We start from the raw sequence: 22,773 nt of genomic DNA on the forward strand, positions 1-22,773 counted from the left end.
AGGTAAAGCCATGCAAAGAGTATTGATATCAACTGCCGTGGTAATCATAAAATAGAGGGCATCACTGCCCTCTATTTTTTTATGTGCCTACATCTTATGCCGCTAAGGCTTTGGTGATCTTCTCGAACAAATCACCGGATAGATTTTCCAGTACTTTGAGTTGTTCCAATGCCTGGCGCATCAAAGCTTGACGCCCTGCGTCGTAGCGTTTCAAGCGAATCAGTGGCTCAATTAAGCGAGCAGCAACTTGCGGATTACGGGTATTCAAGTCACTGAGTATTTCCACCAGGAATTGATAACCGCTGCCATCTGTTGCGTGGAAAGCTGCTGGATTACCGGAGGCAAAACTACCTACCAGTGAACGAGTACGGTTTGGATTACTCAAACTAAAGGCGGGATGTTTCAGCAACCCACGCACCTGCGCCAATACATCCACGGCAGGACTCATTGCTTGCAGTGCGAACCATTTATCCATCACCAAGCCATCATGGTTCCAGCGGACATCAAAGGCCGCCAGTAATTCGTCCCGGCATGGCAACTGCGCAGCAACAGCCGCGGCCAAGGCTGCCAGAGAGTCCGTCATATTATCAGCCTGATGATATTGTGAAGAGACCAGCTTGTTAGCAAAGTCTTCATCACCAAACGCCAAATAATTCAAGCACGTATTGCGCAGTGCTCGCTTGGCAATATCGCCATGTTCAATACGATAGACCGGCGTTATATTCGCCACGTAAACAGCCAACAGCTCATCAGACAATTCATTCGCCAGACAGCGGGTTATCGCTTCATGTACTGCGCTGATCGCCTGCGGATCAATAATGGTAAACAGCTCCGCAATTTCATTTTCCGATGGCAATGTCAGGATCTGTGCAGCTAAAGCCGGATCAAGATTTTCATCAAGTAATATTGCGCGGAAAGCATCTGCCACGTGACTCGGTAAGCTCAATGGTTGTTTCTGTTGGTATTTGGCAACATTGAGTTTGATATAGGTTGCCAGCAAACTTTGTGCCGCATCCCAACGAGAAAATTCATTGCGCGCATGCTGCATCAGGAACGTCAGTTGCTGGTCACTGTAGGTATAATCCAATTTGACCGGCGCGGAAAACTCACGCAATAAAGAAGGAATCGGTGGGTGCTCAACATTATCAAAGGTAAAGGTCTGTTCAGCTTCCGTCACATTCAACACATGATGCACCGGCAAACCATTTCGCTGTAGTGCAATCACATTACCTTTGCTGTCATATAACTCAATATCCAATGGAATATGCAGTGGCAACTTTTCCGGCTGATCAGCGGTTGGTAATGTTTTTTGACTCACGTGTAAATGATATTGCTGCTTTTCGGCATCATAATCATCACGAACGGTCAGTATTGGCGTGCCCGATTGGCTATACCAGCGACGGAATAGAGACAGGTCAACATTCGAAGCATCCTCCATTGCCTGCACAAAATCATCACAGGTGGCCGCGCTGCCGTCATGGCGTTCAAAATAGAGCTGCATACCCGCTTGGAATTGCTGCTCACCCAATAATGTATGCATCATGCGGATAACTTCTGAACCCTTCTCATACACCGTTAAAGTGTAGAAGTTGTTCATTTCAATCACTTTATCCGGGCGAATGGCATGAGCCATCGGGCTGGCATCTTCTGCAAACTGTGCTGCACGCATGACCCGCACATTCTCAATGCGGTTAACAGAGCGTGAACCTAAATCAGAACTAAACTCCTGATCACGAAATACGGTTAACCCTTCTTTCAGACTTAACTGGAACCAATCTCGGCAAGTCACACGGTTACCAGTCCAATTATGGAAATACTCATGACCAATAACAGCTTCGATATTCAGATAATCTTTATCTGTCGCTGTTTCAGCCTTTGCCAAAACATATTTTGAATTAAATACATTCAGCCCTTTATTTTCCATTGCACCCATATTGAAGAAATCAACCGCCACAATCATATAGATGTCGAGGTCGTATTCTAGGCCAAAACGGGTTTCATCCCATTTCATGGCATTCTTCAACGAGGTCATTGCCCAATCGGCACGATCCAAATTACCACGGTCAACAAAAAGCTCCAGAGCAACTTCGCGGCCAGAACGAGTAATAAATTTATCACGTAGGACATCAAAATCACCGGCCACTAGCGCAAATAGATAGCAAGGTTTTGGGAATGGGTCTTCCCACTTAATCCAATGGCGACCATCGTCTAAAATGCCTTTCCCCACCGGGTTACCGTTAGAGAGTAAATATGGATAAAGCGATTTATCCGCAACGATGCGTGTCGTAAAACGAGCCAGCACATCTGGGCGGTCTAAATAATAGGTAATATGACGGAAACCTTCAGCTTCGCATTGTGTACACAATGCCTCACCGGATAAATATAACCCTTCCAACGCACTGTTTTTCGCCGGATGAATATCATTAATAATTGTCAGTGTGAAATGCGCTGGCAGCTGTTCAATCACTAGCGAATTATCTTGTAGCTGATAATGAGGCCATGCTTGCCCATCTACGCTGATACTGATTAACGTGAGATCTTCACCATTGAGGACCAGCGGTGCTCCGTCTACTCCCTGACGTTTAACTTTACTGACCGCCGTTACTGTCGTTTTCTGCGCATCTAGCGCGAAGTCCAGATCGATATCGGTAATGGTGTAATCCGGCGATTTATAATCGTGACGGTATTTAGCTTGCGGCTGTTGTGTCATAAAAACCCTTTTGACGTCATCAGTGAATATGGTTATCCAGTCTGCCGTTATGATTGTTTAGGCTCAGAAGCGCGGAATGACAGAGAATATCGCTCAGTAAAAAACCATGCAGTTAGCGGCTTTGCCCCAGACTCAGATAGTTTTTCAATGTATCACAACTGTGAAAAAAACCTAGTTGATAACCCATGCGGATCAAGTTAATAACCCTATATTTTTTAAGACAATATATTTCTTTGCATCATCTAACTGCCTAAAAAATTAGCTTTTATCGCACTGCTCATTTAAGAAAAGAGTCACTTGGCGGATAATGGCACGTTTAATCCTAGACCTCTGATTAGCATTTATGGTGTGATGAGGCTTCAATAACAGGATAATACCGGTATACTCCTGCGACTTTTAGATTATGCCGACTGTGGAAAATGCTCCTACGAGGATGCTGTATAGCGCCATGACCCAAGACGCCTCACCGATTTTGACTTCATTGCTTGATACAGATGCTTATAAGCTTCATATGCAACAAGCAGTGTTCCATCGTTATCGCCATATTACCGTTGCCGCGGAATTTCGCTGCCGTGGTGATGAGTTGCTGGGCGAATATGCCGACGAGATACGCCATCAAATAACGCTGATGAGCCAATTGGCGCTGTCTGATGACGAGTTTACCTATCTCTCGGGCTTACCTTTCTTCCAAGATGACTACCTGAGCTGGTTACGGGATTTCCGTTTTAACCCTGAGCAAGTCACCGTATCGGATAAAGAAGGAAAATTAGATATTCGTATTACCGGGCTATGGTGTGAAACGATTCTATGGGAAGTACCATTACTGGCGGTTATCAGCGAAATAGTACATCGCCGTCGCTCTGTGCATGTCACGCCAGCCCAGGCTGTCGAGCAATTACGCCACAAATTGCAGCAATTTAAAGCACTCAGTGCCGATATCGACATTACTCATTTTAAGTTGATGGATTTTGGTACTCGCCGTCGTTTCTCTCGCGAGATACAAAATGCGATTGTCAGCAGCTTGAAAGATGAGTTCCCCTATCTGGTCGGAACCAGTAATTATGATTTAGCACGCGAGTTGGCTTTAGCGCCGGTTGGCACTCAGGCCCATGAATGGTTTCAGGCTCACCAACAGATAAGCCCGGTTCTGGCTAACAGCCAGCGCGTCGCGCTACAAGTTTGGTTAGATGAGTATCCCAGTCAACTTGGGGTCGCATTAACCGACTGCATAACCATGGATGCATTTCTGCGCGATTTTGGTGAAGAGTTCGCTAATCGTTATCAGGGTTTGCGACACGATTCAGGTGATCCTGTTGAGTGGGGTGAAAAAGCCATTGCTCATTATGAAAAACTGGGCATTGACCCTATGAGCAAAACATTGGTGTTCTCGGATAATTTGGACTTGGAAAAGGCACTATCGCTGTATCGCCATTTCTACCAGCGGATTAAATTAGTCTTTGGGATTGGCACGCGGCTCACCTGTGATATCCCAGGAGTGAAACCACTTAATATTGTGATTAAGTTGGTTGAGTGCAACGATAAGCCAGTCGCTAAACTTTCTGACAGCCCAGGTAAAACTATTTGTCAGGATCCCGCTTTTGTAGCTGAATTGCGTGAAGCCTTTGCCCTGCCCTTGGTTAAAAAAGCCAGCTAATATACTGCCAATACGTTGAGGGATAGTCGGGTTAATATTATCCGACTATCCCAAATACAGACACTTTCCACCCGCAACTTTCCCTTCGATTAAACTTCACTTCGATTTATGCCGTCTTTATTTAAGCTAACGACAGAAATGTTGCACTGATCTGGTGATTTCTACTTGTGTCCTGCCCTGCCACAAGTAACATAGCAATATCCCCATTTTGTTGGGTTATTCACTATTTTTATACCCAAAGTCATTGGCGCAACAGGTAGGCTGCTAACCCTCCCTGTCGCTTCAAGTGCAAAGGGCTAACTATTAAAGAGAGAAATCTATGAGCGTAGTGCCTGTAGTCGACGTACTGCAAGGCCGTGCTGCGGTTGACAGTGAAGTCACCGTACGCGGTTGGGTGCGTACCCGGAGAGATTCTAAAGCGGGTATCTCCTTCGTTGCCGTTTATGACGGTTCCTGCTTTGACCCGTTACAGGCCGTCGTGAATAATACTTTGCCGAATTATCAGGATGAAGTGCTGCACCTGACTACTGGCTGTTCCGTTGAAGTGACCGGAACCGTGGTTGCATCACCGGGTGAAGGCCAAAGTTTTGAGATTCAGGCAACGGCTATCAAAGTGGTCGGTTGGGTGGATGATCCCGATACCTACCCTATGGCCGCTAAACGTCACAGCATCGAATATTTACGTGAAGTTGCACATTTGCGCCCACGTACCAACCTGATCGGTGCCGTTGCACGTGTTCGCCATACTTTGGCGCAAGCCATCCATCGTTTCTTCGATGAGAATGGTTATTTCTGGGTTTCTACCCCATTGATCACCGCTTCAGACACTGAAGGGGCTGGTGAAATGTTCCGTGTATCTACATTGGATCTGGAAAACTTGCCACGCACAGAGTCGGGTGCAGTTGATTTCAGCGAGGATTTCTTCGGTAAAGAAGCCTTCCTGACCGTATCTGGCCAGTTGAACGGCGAAACTTACGCCAGCGCGTTATCAAAAGTTTACACTTTTGGCCCAACTTTCCGTGCGGAAAACTCCAACACCAGTCGTCATTTGGCTGAATTCTGGATGGTCGAACCTGAAGTTGCTTTCGCTTCATTAGATGACGTTGCCGGTTTGGCCGAGAAAATGCTGAAGTACGTTTTCCAGGCTGTGCTAAACGAACGTGCTGATGATATGAAATTCTTTGCCGAGCGCGTCGATAAAGATGCTGTCGATCGCTTGCAGCGCTTTGTCACCTCTGACTTTGCTCAAGTTGACTATACCGACGCCATTGAAATCTTGCTGGCATCCGGCCAGAAATTTGAGAACGACGTGTCTTGGGGCATTGATTTGTCCTCTGAACATGAGCGCTATTTGGCTGAGAAACACTTTAAAGCACCGGTGGTGGTTAAAAACTACCCGAAAGACATTAAAGCTTTCTATATGCGTATGAATGAAGATGGTAAAACCGTGGCAGCAATGGATGTTCTTGCTCCAGGTATTGGTGAAATCATCGGTGGTTCACAGCGTGAAGAACGTTTAGATGTGTTGGATGCCCGTCTGGCGGAAATGGGCCTCAATAAAGAAGATTATTGGTGGTATCGTGATCTGCGTCGCTACGGCACTGTGCCACATTCGGGTTTTGGCCTTGGATTTGAGCGCTTGCTCTCATATGTAACAGGGGTTCAAAACGTTCGGGATGTCATTCCATTCCCACGCACACCAAGAAATGCCAGTTTCTAAGTTTGTCATTTAGAAAATAATTGTCTTTTTGTATAAAAAAAAGCCAGCCCTGCTGGCTTTTTTCATTTTTCAAAGTTCGATCCAAGTCACAAAGTTCCCTGATATTTACATCTTGTAACACATAGTATCCCAATGAAACATATTCTGGTAATTGGTAGCATTTTCGGTGTGGATTATAGGGCCTGTGAATGGAACACTGCGTTCAGACACAGACGACACCAAACTCTCAACAATAGTTCCAAAAAAATTATTGGCGGCAGTGGCAGGTGTCCGAATAACACCAATGAGGGTAATAATAATGATGAAGCGCAATATTCTTGCAGTAGTAATCCCAGCATTGTTAGTGGCTGGCGCGGCTAATGCAGCAGAAATCTACAACAAAGACGGCAACAAACTTGACCTGTACGGTAAAGTTGACGCGCGTCACCAGTTCTCTGATAACGCTAAACAAGACGGCGACGAATCTTATGTTCGTTTCGGCTTCAAAGGTGAAACCCAAATTACTGACCAACTGACCGGTTACGGCCAGTGGGAATACAACATTCAGGCTAACAATGCTGAATCTCAAGGCGCTGATGGCAACAAAACTCGTCTGGGCTTCGCTGGTCTGAAATTTGCTGAGTTCGGTTCATTCGACTACGGCCGTAACTACGGCGTTATCTATGATGTCAACGCATGGACTGACATGCTGCCAGTGTTCGGTGGTGATTCAATCTCCAACTCTGACAACTACATGACTGGTCGTTCTACTGGTCTGGCGACTTACCGTAACACCAACTTCTTCGGTCTGGTTGACGGCCTGAACTTTGCCCTGCAATACCAAGGCAAAAACGAAAATGGCCGTGATGGTCTGTTGACTACTCAGAACGGCGATGGCTTCGGTCTGTCTTCTACTTATGACATCGGTTACGGCGTAAGCTTCGGTGCTGGTTACTCTACAGCTAACCGTACCACTGCTCAGAAAAATGCTCACCTGAGTAATCTGTATGTTGCTGAAGGTGATAAAGCTCAAGCATGGAACGTTGGTGCTAAATACGACGCTAACAACGTATACTTGGCAGCAATGTATGCAGAAACTCAGAACTTGACTCCGTTCGGTAACGACGCTATCGCGAACAAAACTCGTGATATTGAAATCACTGCACAGTACCAGTTCGACTTCGGTCTGCGTCCATCTCTGGGCTACGTTCAGTCCAAAGGTAAGGATCTGAACAACAACACAGATACTAACCATGACCTGTTGAAATATGTTTCTGTTGGTACTTACTACTACTTCAACAAAAACATGTCTACCTATGTTGATTACAAAATCAACTTGCTGGACGAAGACAAGTTTACCGTTGCTAACGGTCTGAACACTGATGACGTTGTTGGTGTTGGCTTGGTTTACCAGTTCTAAGTCAGACTTAATCATGCAGTTTACCTGCTGAAGTAAGTTAAAAAAGACAGAGCCTCGGCTCTGTCTTTTTGTTTTATCCCATCGCCAATATAGGGATATTCCGCTGTAGATTGGCCTATTGTGCCGATTTTTCACCCTGAATCCTCCTGCCTCACAACATTCATTTCTTTTTCTCGCAAACGGTTGGCAAAGACCGCAACTGGCGCTACCCTGAGGGTTCTGTTTGCTTAACGCTAAGCCATGGAAGCCTCTGACATGTTTGAAAAAATCACTGCTGCACCTGCGGACCCAATTCTGGGCCTGACCGATATTTTCCGCGCGGATGACCGCCCTAATAAAATCAACCTGGGGATCGGTGTCTACAAAGACGAAACCGGGAAGACGCCGGTGCTGACCAGCGTAAAAAAAGCTGAGCAGTATTTGCTGGAAAATGAAGTTACTAAAAACTATCTGGGTATTGATGGCCTGCCCGTTTTCGCTAGCTGCACTCAGGAACTGTTATTCGGTGCTAATAGCGCCATCATTACTGATAAACGTGCGCGTACGGCTCAAACCCCGGGTGGGACTGGCGGATTACGTATCGCTGCTGACTTTATTGCCCACCAAACCAGCGCCAAACGTGTCTGGGTCAGCAATCCAAGCTGGCCAAACCATAAAAACATCTTCGCTGCAGCCGGATTAGAAGTGGTTGAATATGCCTATTATGACGCAGCAAACCATGCACTGGACTTCGATGGCTTATTAAATAGCCTGTCAGAAGCGCAAGCAGGCGACGTAGTGTTGTTCCATGGCTGCTGCCATAACCCAACAGGGATAGACCCGACAGAGGCCCAGTGGAGCCAATTGGCTGAACTGTCTGTGGCGAAAGGTTGGTTGCCACTGTTTGACTTTGCCTATCAAGGTTTTGCCAAAGGTTTAGAAGAAGATGCTCAGGGCCTACGTATTTTTGCCGCCAAACATCAAGAACTGATCGTGTGCAGTTCTTATTCTAAAAACTTCGGCCTGTACAATGAGCGTGTTGGGGCATGTACCGTCGTTGCCGCGAACAGCGAAGTGGCAGATATTGCTTTTAGTCAGGTTAAAGCCGTTATCCGTGCTAACTATTCCAACCCACCAGCCCATGGTGCTTCTGTGGTTGCGACTATACTCAGCACCCCTGCGCTACGCGCAATTTGGGAACAAGAACTGACTGATATGCGCCAGCGTATTCACCGCATGCGTCAGTTGTTTGTTAATACCTTGCAGGAAAAAGGCGCTCAGCAAGATTTTAGCTTTATCATTAACCAGAACGGCATGTTCTCGTTCAGCGGTCTAACCAAAGAACAAGTTCTGCGTCTGCGCAATGAGTTTGCTGTTTACGCCGTAAACTCTGGCCGTGTTAACGTTGCCGGCATGACACCAGACAATATGGCTCCACTGTGTGAAGCTATCGTTGCTGTGCTCTAATAAAACTCCGTGACTGATTGTAAAAAGGGTGCCTTAGGCACCCTTTGTTTTATATATCAGTACAAAAAATCTTAATGGAACATATATTTGGCAAATTCTGCCATTGGCATTGGTCGTCCGTACATATAACCTTGTAGATAATCCACCTTATGGGCTTGCAAGTAACGCATTTGGGTATCGTTTTCCACTCCTTCGGCAATGGTTTGCAACCCCAGCCGAGTAGCTAGATCGATAACATTTCCCACAATGTGGCTCGACAGAGCATCTGAACCAATCATCCCAACAAAACTTTGGTCAATTTTTATAAAATCGACTTTAAATTTTTGCAAATAAGTCAGACTCGAATGCCCAGTACCAAAATCATCAATGGCAATAAAAACCCCTAAAGCATGCAATTCTGCAAATAATCTGTCAGTGGTTTCATCTGCAATAATCAATTTACGCTCAGTTAATTCCAGCGTGATATTAATCTTATTGCCACCAAAAGCCTGAATAAAGTTTCGACAATCATCTACCAAACTTAAATCGCGGCAATGACTAGCACTAATATTAAAGCCAAAGTGGAAACCTTCAGGTAATTGATTCACATAAGGTGCAAATTTTGCACTCACTTGCTGCATAATTGAGCGAGTCATCGGCACAATGAGTCCATTGTCTTCAGCCATCGGAATAAACTTATTCGGCTGAATAAGCCCCTGACGTGGGTGTTGCCAACGCATTAATACTTCACAGCCCACCCAGCATTGGTCTTTGCCGGAAACAATCGGCTGCATATAGGGAATAAATTCGTTATTTTCTAATGCGTGCCTTAATACCAATGTAGGTGATGCAGCTCTACCGGATAACCAAAAAGTAAGCACCGCGGAACCAACGCTCACTAGCACAAAGAAAATTAAACTGCCTCGTGCATATTGCCAAGCATAATTTAAATATTGTTGATGTGAGAGTGTCGTACTTAATGAGTAGGCATATTTTTCTGAAGCCAGATATAGAGGCTCGCCTCCATTTGTCGGGTTACTTGAATGGACCACCCCAGCAGAATCCATCCATTTATTGCCGACTTTCAGTCGCAACTCAATATCGTTACTTAAGAGATTCAAAATACTTCGCAAGTAATAACCATCAACTGCAACCAAAATGCTGTAATCACCCCGCTCTTGTCGGTAAACCATCAAAGCGCGATCAGGGGTAACATCATTACCCGACATTAATTCTAATTGCCCATCAATAAACACATCTAAATGAAAAGATGTCGCGAGCGGGCCATATATAGATGAACAATAAATCGTAGTGCCTTTCGCTAAAGAAACAGAACGAACATCCGGAATCATTACGACTTGATCGCGTAAATTCTGCACAACTTGTAAGCAGGGTTTCCCTAATCCAGTTTCGACCTGAATAGCGGCATGCTGTAAGTTATTAAATATCTGATCAAAGCGCGCTCTACCCTGCAATAACTTAGCCTCAGCATCCTGATGCATATTGGCTTTTGTCTGCCCGTAAATCACGACAGCGCCTAACAGTAGAAATAGTAATAAAACCATGCAAGAAAAGCCGAGCCGGGACAGTAACTTATTAGGTCTGAAACGACGAAATGGCATAGTAGGTTCCATTGAAAGCACTCGTAATACGACGAACTCAAAGCGGCAACAACAAACGATGCCGAGTTAATATCAGTTATTTCTTTTATGTTGTTGTGTTACGCCTTGCTGTGGATAGGCATCATATTGACCTAATGGTAATCGCCATTATGTTCGTAGCGCCAACGAATAGCTGATCATTGGTTCACAAAATACTGTAATCGCTAACATTAAATATAACGCAAAAAAGGCACCTGACGGTGCCCTTCTACTCTTCAATAACGTTGAGTATAAAATTAACTCTGCGTATCACCAAATTGCGGGTTCTTCACGTATAAATGGATTGGTCTGCCGTTCGTGACCTAATGTAGACATCGGGCCATGCCCCGGAATAAAGGCCATGTCATCTCCCAAAGGTAACAATTTGGTCCGGATAGAGTTAATCAGTTGTTGATGATCGCCACGTGGAAAATCACTGCGCCCAACACCACCATTAAAAATAACATCTCCCACCAATGCAAGCCGGTCTTGTTGATCAACAAAAACGATATGTCCTGGCGTATGTCCAGGGCAATGCAACACTGATAATTCGATGTTACCCACCGTGATTTTATCACCCTCTTCCAGCCAGCGAGTCGGAGTGAAAGCTTCACATTCGCTTAAACCAAACATTCGGCTCTGTGCAGGTAGGCCTTCTAGCCAAAAAGTGTCTTCTTTCTCTGGACCATAAATAGGGGCTTGGAAATGTGCGGCTAATTCAGCAGCAGCGCCCACATGATCCAGATGACCGTGAGTCAGTAGAATCTGACTCACCTTAACACCCTGACGCTCAACCTCAGCAATGATTTTAGTCGCCTCACCACCAGGATCCACAAGTGCAGCCTGCCCTGTTGCTTCACACCAGATGAGAGTGCAATTTTGGCTAAAAGCCGTCACCGGAATAATTTGATATTTCATAAAGCTCCAACCCCAATGCCATAACCCATAAACTCAAAGCATTGGCAGAAAAATGCGTCTTACCAGGTTCGTGTCGGCCCAGTATCAATATGCACAAAATTACTGCGAGGGTAATATCCTACACCACCTGCGCGCATTTTTAATGCCGCTTTGCGGATATTACTCAATTGAATACCTTCAATATGAAAATCCATCGCTCGCCCTTGAGTATGGAAACTGTGTTTAGCCACTCCCCGGCTACGTTCGCGCAGTTCATTATTCGTATCAAGTGAGCGATAGCCTGAAATAAGCTGTACCGGTTTAGTTGTTCCGAGAAGACCTTGCAAACGGTAGAGTTGGTCGAACAAGCGAGGATCGATAGTTTTAACTTTATTGGCCCGATAGTCGCGGAATAGATGGTTTAAGCGGGAAAGTTCATCTTTGTTATAGCTTCGACCGTCAAAAAATTCGGCTTTTATGGACTCACCTGTATTCAGGTTATTCAGGGTCAAGATACGTGGACGAGGAGTAGAGAGGGTAGCGAATGCTTGCCCCGGAAGCAGCGATATACCCAACGCCGCCCCGCCTAACGTTAGCCATTTACGGCGATAATTATCAATTTTATCCATGATCTCTGTTAATACCCGGCAAGAATGTCAAAAGTAAGCACTATATAATGTGCCGTCCCGAACCATAACCGCCTACGGAAAACCAGTCAACCCGCATTCGGCACGCATTCACTGTGCGTTTAGTTTAGGGAAGAGGACGCTCACTGTTGAGCGCCCACAAGACAACCCGATATTGAGACCATTAGTTATTGAGTTTTACTGCATTTATTGCAGCAAAAGTTCAGCCTGTTGGGAGATTTGTGAACCTGATCTCACCGTCATATCATAATTGTAAATATCTGTTCTAAACTGCGGTTTACCATCATCAGCAACCCACGCCGTTAGGTAATACAATTGCACCGGGATACGCTGGCGAATGTTGACATAAGTGGTATCTCCCTGTTTTAAGGTCGATGAAACTCGCGCATCATTCCAGCCCGCATCTTGCAACAGCATATTGGCTAAATCAGAAGCTTTATTCACTCGCACACAACCTGAACTCAGTGCACGGATATCTTTCTGGAACAGACCATGGTTCGGTGTATCATGCAGATAGATAGCATCAGAGCTTGGCATATTGAACTTGAATCGCCCCAATGAATTGCTAGCACCTGGCGCCTGACGCAGACGATATGGGAAGTTGTTCGGTGAAATCATGCTCCAGTCAATCATTGACGGGTCAACAACTTCAGCATCATTACTCCAACCAGACAACACGGTATAGCCATGGCGCTGGAAATAACTGGAATCATAACGCGCTTTCGGCACGATATCCTGACGCACCAAAGACGTCGGCACGTTCCACGGCGGATTAACCACTACATTATTCAATGCGCTACTCATCAGCGGTGTTTTGCGGCTTGGGCGGCCAACAATCACGCGGGATGAAAGCACCTCTGTACCATTCTTATAATAATTCAGAGAATAATTTGGGATGTTAACCATAATGCCGTTATCCACTCGTCCCGGCAAAATGCGTAAGCGCTGAATATTCAGTGCCAATAACGTGGCTCGCATTTGTGGAGAAACATTCAGCCATTCGCGAGTACGGACGCCGATAACACCATCATCACTCAGCCCATGCCATCGTTGAAAACGTTTAACGGCTTCCATCAACTCTGGTGTGTAGACATTATCAGTCACTGTGGCAGTAGATGTCAGAGCTGTCGATGCAGGAGCAACCACGCCCTCAGTCACCGGAACGTCAGCGACAGGAGCTGCCGATGGGCTAACCACCAGACTATGCGCTTGGGCGCGACTTTTCTCTTCATCAACCGAGAGATCATCATTGACTGCCGCAACCGCAGGATTATCGGCCGGGATAACTTCTGGGGATTTCACTGGCGCTGATGCCACAGGATTCAGCATGCCAGTTCGGTCAAGAATTTCTCGCAAAGCAGGAATATCGTCACTGAGCTGACCTGGGCGCAAACTCGGACCATTGGTCATTTGTGGCCATGGGCGGCGGTCAGCCAGCATCTGCTTCAATGCCTGATGCATTTTTTCATATTGCGGATGTTGGGGAGCCAGTGACGCCAGATAAGGTGCAGTGGTTCCTTCGTGTACTGCTTGTTGCCAACGATTTAAAATTGTGGCCGGCGGCATCGCCATTTTGTACGGCACATTGCTATATAGCCAGACACTGCCGTTGGCCCCGACGCCTGAGATAAAGTGTAAATATCCCAACATCGCATCGGAGAGAATGACATCACGAGCCATGCCAGTAATATCAGGATCACTGAGCCATTTCACCCATTGCATAAATTGCGGTTGAATACCGGAGAGCGCCACTTCCGCCAATTGTTGCTGAAAATGCTGAACAGCCGTTCTATCTTGCCACATGGGTTGCATTTGATTAGCGGCATAAAGTACCGCTAACTCAGAAAAATAGTGCGGAGTGACGTTTTTCGGCAGCGTCGCCAAAAGCTGAGAACGGCTTTGTGCGACCGTCATACTTTGCGGCGACGTTGACAATGCTGAAGATGAATCTATAGACATGACTGGCGCAGTCGCTGATGCAGTCAATATTGGCATCACGCTACAAATTAAAGCGCAATATAACGCGAATGTACGTTGCGTATTTCTTTTCTTTAGCGACATTCTATGCCCCCGGTATGCTTGTCTAAGTACGTCATAGTCTGTCGTTACCTTTCTTCCCTGAAGTCGCAGCATGCTAGCGGCTTTCTTGCCCGAGTGGCTGACGGGTACCCACCCAGCACGATTTGTTCGTTGACGGCAATACCTCCTATTTTTGGGTATTAACCATATTATACAAACAGAAATGCCACTGAGTGACCAATATTATAAATTTAGCCATTTACGTTACGCTAACAGATTTCCTCTGGTTATAAAATATAACCCTCAAATGTGATAGCAAATAAAAAATGGCCGCTTAGCGGCCATTAAAGGGAATAAATTATTATTACGTCTTTGCTGATTAATAATTAACCAGGCTGCTGTTGCTCAACGGGCTTCGATGGCAGTGTTGGTATTTCGTTCGCAAAACCACGTAAACCGACCACATGTACATGCTCATGATTTTGGAAGACTTTTCGCACCAACTTGTAGGTTGTCCCTTTTTCCGGACTAATATTTTCCGGCGCAGCAATAATTAATTGCATTTCCAACCGCTCGCACAGCTCAAATAATGTCGCGATAGACTTCGCATCCAGACGCGCCGCTTCATCGAGGAACAGTAAGCGGCAAGGAGAAATATCTTTGCCACGTAAACGACGAGACTCTTCTTCCCAACTCTGAACAACCATCACCAGAATAGACATCCCCGTACCGATAGCTTCACCAGTTGATAATGCCCCACTCTCAGCTCGCAACCAACCATCTGCACCCCGGTAAACCTCAACCTCCAGCTCCAGATAGTTACGATAATCCAATAACTCTTCACCGATGGTTTGTGGCAAACGTTGCCCCATATCCATTTGTGGATTCAGGCGCTGATACAGTTTTGCAAGTGCTTCAGAGAAGGTCAGCCGATTACTGTTAAACAAATCCTGATGCTGTTCTTGTTGCTCAGATAACACATCAAGCAGGGTGGCGTGGGCTTCGCGCACATTCACATTCAACCGCACACTCTTCACCTGACCGAATGACACCGCTTGTAAGCCCTGATTGAGCATACGGATGCGGTTCTGTTCGCGCTGAATGGTTTTACGGATGATATTCGACACACTTTTTGAACTGATCGCCAGTTTCTGCTCACGGGCGGTCAATTCTTCCGTCAGACGACCCAGCTCAATTTCCATCTGTTCAATGGCTTCAACCGGATCATCGGTGCGGATAATATCCTGCCGAATTCGCTCACGCAGATGCTGATACACCGCGATATAGAACTGAATTTTCCGTTCAGGTCGTTTAGGGTCTTCCGACAACCGCAGCACATCACGCAGATGTTCGTTATCGGCCACAGCCAAACGCAGTGCCCCCAACGCCTTATCCGACATCGAACGTAGCTCGTCACCATCCATATAAGCCAATTCGCGGCGATGTAAACGGCGCTCAACACCATTATCTTTCACCATCCGCATCACGGCACACCAGCCTGCTTTAGCATTCACCACTTGCTCGCGAATCTGATGATAATCTCGCTCCAACTTACGCAGTTTTTTCTGCAAGCTGTCCATCTCGGCTTCACAGAACGTCAGTTGTTTTTCCAACTGATTACGACGCGAACGGTTGGTACTCAATGCGGCATGTAATTCATCACGGCGAGCACGGGCGCGGGCTTCCGCATTCGCATCAGCCTGAACACCAATATCCACCAGCTCTTGACTCAACTCTTTGAGCATGTCGCGCTTGGCGTCATAGGAACTTTTCAATGACGCTAACACTTGATTGTACTGAGTGAACTGAGCCTGATACTGACGTAACTGCTCGCGGGCGCGAGTACGCTCGGCTTCAGCCTGCTCTAAACGCTGTCGCAATTTATCGTTAAGATCAGAGTTCTCCGTCAGCATGCCCGCAGAGTCGGTATAGCTAAAGTGCGCGCGGCGCTGAACCACCTCCGTCAGGGCAAAAGCTTGCTGTTTCGCCTGACGTTGGCTGTTTTGTGCCAGCACATAGTTTTCTTGTAATTGTTCATGTTGCTGCGGATCACTTTGCAGCACCGCCAACAAGGGTTCCAGTTTGGTCAGAGAAGCGCCGTGTTTCTGAATATGCCGAGCCGCTTCTTGTGCTTCGGTTAACTCTTCCGTAATTTCTTCAACACGGTCGGCTAACGTATCATCAAGCAGCAATGAAACCAGCGGTATCAATCGGTTAAGGGCTGAAATCCCCTCTTTGGCCTGTTCGAACTGTTGACGTTGCTGCTGATTTTGGTCTTCGTGCGCACTCAGCGCTCGCTCAATTTCACCACGGCGAGTATTCAGCAAGCGAATTTCAGCTTCGGGATCTGAATCAAATGCCACCGCCAGATGGGAACCTATAAAACGGCTGAATGCTTGATGTAAACGCTGCGTTTTTTGCACATCAAATGACAACGTCGCGTAACGTTCTGCCAAGCTATCGCGCTCTTGATACAGCGACTCCAGGCGATTTTCACGGGCCGCACGGCCAAACAGGGGCACTTCCGGGTAGCGGGAATATCGCCATTGGCGATCCGCAATTTTCACCACGACCGCTTTTTCATGCTCTTCAACGGCAAAAACACTGTCATCAAATGACTGTGGATCCCCTTCGATGAGATAGAGATCTTCTGGACAATCTTCCAACCCCAGCAATTGGTCACGTACCAATGACAGGTCTGGTACTACAATACCGTGGCGTGATGGACCATATAATGCGGAGAAGTATGGCGCATCATCGATAGTCACATCGTCATAAATCTCAGAGAGCAATACCCCGCCAAAACGCTCGGCTAACGCAATCATCCGTGGATCTTCAGCACCACTTGGTTGACTCAAACGCTCGATCTGCGCATCAATGGCGCGCTTGGTTGCCGCTACTTCATCACGTTCAACCGTGGTTTCGCGTTCGCGCTCCAGCAACTGCTGCATGTATTCGGTGACCTGACGGCTGTCTTCCAGCGCTTCACCGCTTTGCTCACTCAGTTGGCTCAAGGCATCCTGCGCTGCCAGCCAAACGGGGGCTCGCGCCGTCAGTTCCTGAATTTTCAGTTTCAGCTGTTCCAGTTCCTGACGCATTTCCATGCGCCGTTCGCCGGCATCGCTGACGCTAAGAGAAAGCTCTTCAACCTGTGATTCCAGCTCACGCTGTAACTCTTCCAACTCTTCTGGTTGATAGTTCTGCCCTTGACGCTTGCAAAACTCTTGCAATAAACGCTCAGCATCCTGCTGGGCACGCAAGCGCTGTTCCAGCTCGGATAGGCGCATGCGCAATGGTTGGACACGTTCGGCCAAATGTTGCTGGGATGGCCAGTCACGTAATAATTCACGGGCGGTCTGCCAAGCTTCGCTACGACTGACCTGACCGGCAATCGCAACCACCAACTGATAAGCTTGCTCAAATTGGCTGTGTGCGGCATCGGCAACACTCAGTTTCTGTTCGAGCTGCAATAAAGACTCGGTCGCTTCCTGCTCTTTGGCCTGGAAAGTTTCCAGCCACTCTTCAGCATTATCTGCGGTTAACTCCGGCAACTGACACAACGCGCGCGCGCGATCCAAAGCCTGCAATGCTTGCTGATATTGAATAGCTCGCGTCTGTTGCACATCCAGCGCTTGCTGATAATCAGCCAACTGACTTTTCAGTTCATCCACTTCCAGCTCGGCAGCTTCGGCCCGCGCTTCATTATCAGCTTGCTGCTCACTTGACTCGGCAACGACTTCGTTTTGCTCTTCCAGTCGGTAAGTCAACTCTTCCAAATCACTTTGATAGCGTTCGATTTTTTCCTGCTGGCGCATCGCGGTTTGCACCAGACTCAAGTGATCACTGGCAGCTTGGTAGTCGGTCTCAAGATCAGATTCTGCCCCACTTTGCTCCGCCAACTCACGGGACATTTCGACATGCCGATACTGCTCGGTCACCAGTTGCTTGCGGCTCGCCAGCAAATCACGACGCAGTACTAAAGCATCATCAAGGTGAATACGCCGCTCATTAGCATGGCGCATATAGTCAGCCGCAACATAAGACGTCGCCTCTGAGATCAGGTGCTTAAACAGGTCACGGTCAGATTGGGTGACACGAATAGCCTCAAGGGTCATGCGGTTTTCACGCAGTGCCGCTTCCATGTCTTGGAAGGCTTTTCGTACTCCGCTATTTTCTGGCAATAAATAATCGCGCAATGAGCGGGTAATGGCGCTGGAGATACCGCCGTACAATGACGCTTCAATCAAACGGTAGAACTTGCTGCGATCAGCCGAAGAGCGCAAACGCTTCGGAATCACCCCTAAATCAAACATCAGCGAGTGGTAATCAGTGATGGAGTTAAACTGCTTAAACTGCACCCCTTCCATCTCTTCAACGCGCTCTTTCAGCTCTTGTAAAGACAACACGCGCGCCTGACGTTCACCCACAACTTCAGTAAGAATTTCAGTCGGCTGAATCGCGGTTGGCAATCCTTGAATGGTGAACGGCTTGATATCAACTTTTCGATCACGCCCGGCAACTTGTTGCAGGCGCACGCCAACTACCACGCGCTGATGGCGAGAATTGACCACATCGAGTGTTGAGTAGCACACCCCTGCACGCAACTTACCGTGCAAACCTTTATCGCGGGAACCACTGGTGGCTCCGGCTTCTGTGGTGTTACGAAAATGCAGCAACGTCAGGTCAGGAATTAATGCCGTGACGAAAGCGGCCATGGTGGTGGATTTACCCGCACCATTACCGCCAGATAAAGTGGTGACTAACTCATCAAGATCGAATGTCCGGGCGAAAAAGCCATTCCAGTTAACCAAGGTCAGTGAGCGAAACTTTCCGCGTTCAATCATTCCTGTTCATCCTCTGCACTGTCCGCTGCATTGCCCATGGTGATATCGTTTTCATCACTTTCATCATGGAGTGACAGACTGTTCTCTACCGCCATGGCTTCTCCATCACGGATCATACGTAACTGGGCTTCACGTGGATCATCACCGCTGCGTACATCAGCACCAAAGCGGAACACCGCCTCAGTGATGCGAAATTTGCTACTGTCATTGCCCATAAAATAGATCATCCCCAAGCGCCGTAGCCGGTTGAGTGACGTTCGTACTTTTTCCTGCAACTTCTGCTTATCCAAATCTGAACCGGTTGAGCGCTGGTTAACGAACTTCAGCAATTTGCTCTCATCGGCCAGACTCAACAGCTCTTCGTATAGCTCATGCTGCGCGAAAATCCCTTCATGGGCCAAGCGCTCTGGGCTGAGATACAGATAACAGAGAATTTTGCCAACCATCATATCCAGCTCAGATAACACCGAGCGTGGGATAAGAGTGGTAGAGCGCGGACGCAGATAGAAGAAACCCTCCGGAGCACGGATTAATTCCACGTTATAGCGGGTATAAAATTCTTCCAGTTGCTCCTGAAAATCCATCAGGAAAGCATGATTATCCAGCTCATCAATACCAATATGGCGGCCAGCACGCAATTGACTGTCGAGCGCCGGAAACAGTGAGTTGGCCAATGCCTGAGCCAGTTTAACCGGCATTACTACTTCAATATTTGTTGATGACATGTGCCTGCACCTTGGCTCCGTAATCATTGATTGCCAACCATTCGGCTGGTAACCCTGAGAAATCGGCTTCGGCCACACCAAGGCGAACTGCCTGGTCGACCAGGATACGAGCCACGTCAAAATGACGAGCACGCGGATATTGCGCGAGGTAATCGCGCATCACTTCCCCCAGATTAAGCGGCAATTTCTGCTCTTGATAAACCAGCAATGCCTGCTCAATCATGGCGGCTAACTGCTCACGGATTTCATTAAACTCTTCAAATTCCAGATCCGGTGGCAGCTCCCCTGTGACCTCTTCACTGCGCAGCGCCAGCTCTTCATCGCGCATATCTAGCAAGCGATCGGCGTTAGCGTAGGTGAGGGTCCAAGGGCTATCAAAATAGTTCTGTACTGATTGGCGCAAGCGCTGGGCAAATACCCGATTTTTATCCATATCAATTGCAGTACGGATAAACTTGTGTACGTGGCGGTCATAGCCAATCCACAGATCAATCGCCTGCTGACCCCAACTGATAATACGGTCAAGTTTGCTTTGCAGGTCAAACACCAGTTTATCAACCAGATCCAGCCCCGCATTGCCGATGGTGGCTTCCTGAATGCGCAATAAATTCGCCTGAAGTTTATCACCCGCCGCTTCTAACGTGTCTTGCAGCTCTCGCAGAGTGCCGGAGGTTTCTGATAGCAACATTTCGCAGCTGGCAATGGCAGCACGCCAGTCTTGATTAAGCAGCGCGGCAATATCTTCTTTCACGCTATGTTGCTGCTCATCCATCAAACGCTGCGTCATATCAATGCTGTCAAAAATTTCAGCAACTGAATATTTCAGTGGGGCGAAGACGTTGCGATGCCAGTGGAATTCATCGCCGCCCTCTTCTGCTGCCTCTGCTGCGCGTTGCAGCTCTTGTGCCACAATCGATAACTGCATTGATAGCCGTAGAGTCGAGAATTCACGCTGGCGGATATAATAATCTGTAATACCAATGCCCAATGGCGTCAGGCGGTAAATAGCATTACCGTCGGCCATTTCACTGGTAAAGCGGTTCAGTAAACGCTGGCGCACCATGTCATTGATGGCATTATTGGCACGCACTGCCACGGTTTCGGTCGTCTGTTCAAAACCTTTACTGACGTGACGAAATGCATCAACCAACTCCCCTTCGCTCATTTCGCCGTCCAACCGCTCACCGTTTAAGGTGGCAATCGCCATAAGAAAGGCCAGACGCTCCGTTGGCAGAGTAATCGAAAAATCATTTTTTCGCGCCCAGGCGACCAGTTCGGGTACTGTCTGGGAAAATTCACTCATAATGGGTCCTTCAGATTCGGCTTGAACGCAGAGACATGCACATAGCGCCCCAAACTGATAAAGGGCTCCTGCCGGCAATAGCGCTGTTCCAGCTCCAATAATTCAGCAAACTCATCAACTTGTTGCTGTTTATTCTTCATGTAATCGTGAAACACCCGGACTCCTGTCTTACCACTAATGGATAAACCCATTTGCTCAAGCCAGCCATATACAACCGGTGGGTCCAGAGGATATTGCGGTGACAGCGAGCGCTGTCGGCGCCTTTTGACGCCCGGTATTGCCAACTGAAAGTTACCTAATACCGCATTACGCATCACCAGCCCATTGGCATTGAAAAACATTAATGAAAGCGCGCCACCTGGATTTAATACATTACAAAGTATTTGCAGAACTTGTTGAGGCTCTGCAATCCATTCTAAAACCGCATGAAACAATATCAGATCAACTGGCTGTTCTAAATGTTGTGTGATGTCTTGTGCCGCACTTTGTACAAATTGCATGTTGTGGCTCACACCTTTTTCCTCGGCGGCCACTTTTGCTCGCTGAATCATCTCAGCGGACAAGTCACATAATAGAACCTGATGGCCCAATGCCGCTAATTGGCAAGCCATATGCCCTTCACCGCCACCCGCATCTAAAATCCGTAACGGCCGTTGCGGTAACTGCGCTAACAGCCCGGTGATATCTTGCCAAACTACCGCCTGACGAATCATTCCTTTCGTCGTGCCGTAGATATTGCGGGAGAACTTCTCGGCAATATCATCGAAATTGCGATCCTGCATGGATAACTGTTCCACCATCATCAATATAACTATTGATTTACCGGCCTTGATAGAGACGTGCAAATCAATGGCTACAGCAAAAAGAATAACTACCAACCTGCTATTTTGGCACAGCCTGACTTAGAATAAATCTTCTTGGCCCGTAATCATCACCAAATGCCGTTTTTTCAGCCAAAAGGTCTCTGTTTTTATGCTTTTTACCCTAAAAAAGTTTGTTGGCGGCTTATTAATGCCCCTACCCTTAGTGCTTATACTTATGGGGCTGGCATTAATCTTATTGTGGTTTACCCGTTGGCAGAAAAGCGGCAAAACGCTTTTTGCATTAAGTTGGCTGGTATTATTGCTTATTAGCCTGCAACCTGTCGCAGATCGCCTGCTATTGCCATTAGAAAAACACTACGCCACTTATCACGGCAACAACCCCGTAGATTACATTGTTGTCCTCGGTGGCGGCTACACGTTTAATCCGAATTGGGCACCCAGTGCCAATTTATTCTCGAATAGTTTGCCGCGGGTAACAGAAGGCATCAGGCTTTATCGCGCACACCCCAATACGAAAATGATATTTACCGGCGGTGCAGGCCCCAACAGCCAAAGTAGTGCCAAAACAGCAGCGCAGGTGGCAGAAAGTTTGGGCGTTCCGATGGAGGATATTATTGCGTTAGAGCAGCCGAAAGACACAGCGGAAGAAGCCTCCGCTGTTGCCAACGTGGTCGGTGATAAGCCATTTTTATTAGTCACTTCTGCCAGTCACCTGCCGCGAGCCATAAAATTCTTTGAAGCCAAAGGTTTACACCCAATCCCGGCGCCCGCCAATCAATTGGCCATTACTACGCCACTGCATAGTTGGGAGCGTGCCATTCCAGCCGCTATTTATTTAGGGCATTCAGAACGGGCCTGGTATGAGACATTGGGATTGATATGGCAAAAATTAACTGAAAATCATGCTCCGGAAAATTGAGCATAGAGGCAGAGCTATACCCAATAGATTTCAGATGACAAGTTCAG

The 22,773-nt window shown here is 47.3% G+C and carries 14 protein-coding genes; 5 read left to right on the top strand and 9 right to left on the bottom strand.

The features are described 5' to 3' along the window. Positions 1-94: 94 nt before the first annotated feature. A complete protein-coding gene (pepN, locus tag HUZ92_RS03500) occupies positions 95-2,710 on the bottom strand; it encodes an aminopeptidase N (RefSeq protein WP_050097144.1) in 2,616 nt (871 codons plus the stop codon). A 448-nt stretch (positions 2,711-3,158) separates the two neighbouring features. Here pepN and pncB point away from each other — a divergent pair, with 448 nt between their 5' ends. The 4 genes from pncB to HUZ92_RS03520 all read left to right on the top strand — a co-directional run bounded on the left by pncB (position 3,159) and on the right by HUZ92_RS03520 (position 8,929). Further along, the gene (gene pncB / locus HUZ92_RS03505) at positions 3,159-4,364 is read left to right on the top strand and encodes a nicotinate phosphoribosyltransferase (protein WP_128450868.1); all 1,206 of its coding nucleotides are present in this window, start codon (positions 3,159-3,161) and stop codon (positions 4,362-4,364) included. 319 nt (positions 4,365-4,683) lie between these two features. Next, entirely contained in the window at positions 4,684-6,084 is a 1,401-nt protein-coding gene (gene asnS / locus HUZ92_RS03510) for an asparagine--tRNA ligase (RefSeq protein ID WP_145579981.1), read from the top strand. 301 nt (positions 6,085-6,385) lie between these two features. Continuing rightward, positions 6,386-7,483, top strand: a complete 1,098-nt coding sequence (gene ompF, locus HUZ92_RS03515; protein ID WP_164908309.1) for a porin OmpF — start codon at positions 6,386-6,388, stop codon at positions 7,481-7,483. Between the two features lie 255 nt (positions 7,484-7,738). Continuing rightward, the gene (locus tag HUZ92_RS03520) at positions 7,739-8,929 is read left to right on the top strand and encodes an amino acid aminotransferase (RefSeq protein ID WP_050097140.1); all 1,191 of its coding nucleotides are present in this window, start codon (positions 7,739-7,741) and stop codon (positions 8,927-8,929) included. A gap of 71 nt (positions 8,930-9,000) precedes the next feature. On the opposite strand, the gene HUZ92_RS03525 is transcribed toward HUZ92_RS03520, so the two are convergent. The 8 genes from HUZ92_RS03525 to cmoM all read right to left on the bottom strand — a co-directional run bounded on the left by HUZ92_RS03525 (position 9,001) and on the right by cmoM (position 21,765). Then, on the bottom strand, positions 9,001-10,530 hold the full coding sequence (locus tag HUZ92_RS03525) for an EAL domain-containing protein (protein ID WP_050097139.1): 1,530 nt from the start codon (positions 10,528-10,530) through the stop codon (positions 9,001-9,003). A gap of 288 nt (positions 10,531-10,818) precedes the next feature. After that, positions 10,819-11,466, bottom strand: a complete 648-nt coding sequence (locus HUZ92_RS03530; RefSeq protein ID WP_050097138.1) for an MBL fold metallo-hydrolase — start codon at positions 11,464-11,466, stop codon at positions 10,819-10,821. Between the two features lie 59 nt (positions 11,467-11,525). Next, complete coding sequence (locus tag HUZ92_RS03535) at positions 11,526-12,074, bottom strand: YcbK family protein (RefSeq protein WP_050097137.1); 549 nt, start codon at positions 12,072-12,074, stop codon at positions 11,526-11,528. Between the two features lie 204 nt (positions 12,075-12,278). Further along, the gene (gene ldtD, locus HUZ92_RS03540) at positions 12,279-14,153 is read right to left on the bottom strand and encodes a L,D-transpeptidase (RefSeq protein ID WP_050139695.1); all 1,875 of its coding nucleotides are present in this window, start codon (positions 14,151-14,153) and stop codon (positions 12,279-12,281) included. Between the two features lie 344 nt (positions 14,154-14,497). Next, a complete protein-coding gene (gene mukB, locus HUZ92_RS03545) occupies positions 14,498-18,955 on the bottom strand; it encodes a chromosome partition protein MukB (protein ID WP_050139696.1) in 4,458 nt (1,485 codons plus the stop codon). Next, positions 18,952-19,680, bottom strand: coding sequence for a chromosome partition protein MukE (gene mukE, locus HUZ92_RS03550; RefSeq protein WP_050097134.1), 729 nt, complete (start codon positions 19,678-19,680; stop codon positions 18,952-18,954). The genes mukB and mukE overlap by 4 nt, the downstream gene beginning before the upstream one ends. Continuing rightward, positions 19,661-20,983, bottom strand: a complete 1,323-nt coding sequence (gene mukF / locus HUZ92_RS03555; protein ID WP_050097133.1) for a chromosome partition protein MukF — start codon at positions 20,981-20,983, stop codon at positions 19,661-19,663. Before mukF ends, mukE begins: the two co-directional genes overlap by 20 nt. Further along, the gene (gene cmoM / locus HUZ92_RS03560; RefSeq protein WP_050097132.1) at positions 20,980-21,765 is read right to left on the bottom strand and encodes a tRNA uridine 5-oxyacetic acid(34) methyltransferase CmoM; all 786 of its coding nucleotides are present in this window, start codon (positions 21,763-21,765) and stop codon (positions 20,980-20,982) included. The genes mukF and cmoM overlap by 4 nt, the downstream gene beginning before the upstream one ends. Positions 21,766-21,955: 190 nt before the next feature. On the opposite strand from cmoM, the gene elyC reads away from it, so the two are divergent. After that, positions 21,956-22,726 (top strand): envelope biogenesis factor ElyC, encoded by a 771-nt coding sequence (elyC, locus tag HUZ92_RS03565; protein ID WP_145579982.1) that lies wholly within the window; start codon positions 21,956-21,958, stop codon positions 22,724-22,726. Positions 22,727-22,773: the final 47 nt, after the last annotated feature.

The organism is Yersinia vastinensis (assembly GCF_902726565.1).
Taxonomy (GTDB): domain Bacteria; phylum Pseudomonadota; class Gammaproteobacteria; order Enterobacterales; family Enterobacteriaceae; genus Yersinia; species Yersinia vastinensis.

Excerpts from the sequence above, each read along its gene's own strand:
- cmoM (WP_050097132.1), bottom strand. The coding sequence starts at position 21,765 with ATGCAGGATCGCAATTTCGATGATATTGCCGAGAAGTTCTCCCGCAAT.
- asnS (WP_145579981.1), top strand. The coding sequence starts at position 4,684 with ATGAGCGTAGTGCCTGTAGTCGACGTACTGCAAGGCCGTGCTGCGGTT.
- HUZ92_RS03520 (WP_050097140.1), top strand. The coding sequence starts at position 7,739 with ATGTTTGAAAAAATCACTGCTGCACCTGCGGACCCAATTCTGGGCCTG.
- ompF (WP_164908309.1), top strand. The coding sequence starts at position 6,386 with ATGAAGCGCAATATTCTTGCAGTAGTAATCCCAGCATTGTTAGTGGCT.
- mukE (WP_050097134.1), bottom strand. The coding sequence starts at position 19,680 with ATGTCATCAACAAATATTGAAGTAGTAATGCCGGTTAAACTGGCTCAG.
- HUZ92_RS03525 (WP_050097139.1), bottom strand. The coding sequence starts at position 10,530 with ATGCCATTTCGTCGTTTCAGACCTAATAAGTTACTGTCCCGGCTCGGC.
- elyC (WP_145579982.1), top strand. The coding sequence starts at position 21,956 with ATGCTTTTTACCCTAAAAAAGTTTGTTGGCGGCTTATTAATGCCCCTA.
- pncB (WP_128450868.1), top strand. The coding sequence starts at position 3,159 with ATGACCCAAGACGCCTCACCGATTTTGACTTCATTGCTTGATACAGAT.
- mukF (WP_050097133.1), bottom strand. The coding sequence starts at position 20,983 with ATGAGTGAATTTTCCCAGACAGTACCCGAACTGGTCGCCTGGGCGCGA.
- HUZ92_RS03535 (WP_050097137.1), bottom strand. The coding sequence starts at position 12,074 with ATGGATAAAATTGATAATTATCGCCGTAAATGGCTAACGTTAGGCGGG.
- pepN (WP_050097144.1), bottom strand. The coding sequence starts at position 2,710 with ATGACACAACAGCCGCAAGCTAAATACCGTCACGATTATAAATCGCCG.
- HUZ92_RS03530 (WP_050097138.1), bottom strand. The coding sequence starts at position 11,466 with ATGAAATATCAAATTATTCCGGTGACGGCTTTTAGCCAAAATTGCACT.
- mukB (WP_050139696.1), bottom strand. The coding sequence starts at position 18,955 with ATGATTGAACGCGGAAAGTTTCGCTCACTGACCTTGGTTAACTGGAAT.
- ldtD (WP_050139695.1), bottom strand. The coding sequence starts at position 14,153 with ATGTCGCTAAAGAAAAGAAATACGCAACGTACATTCGCGTTATATTGC.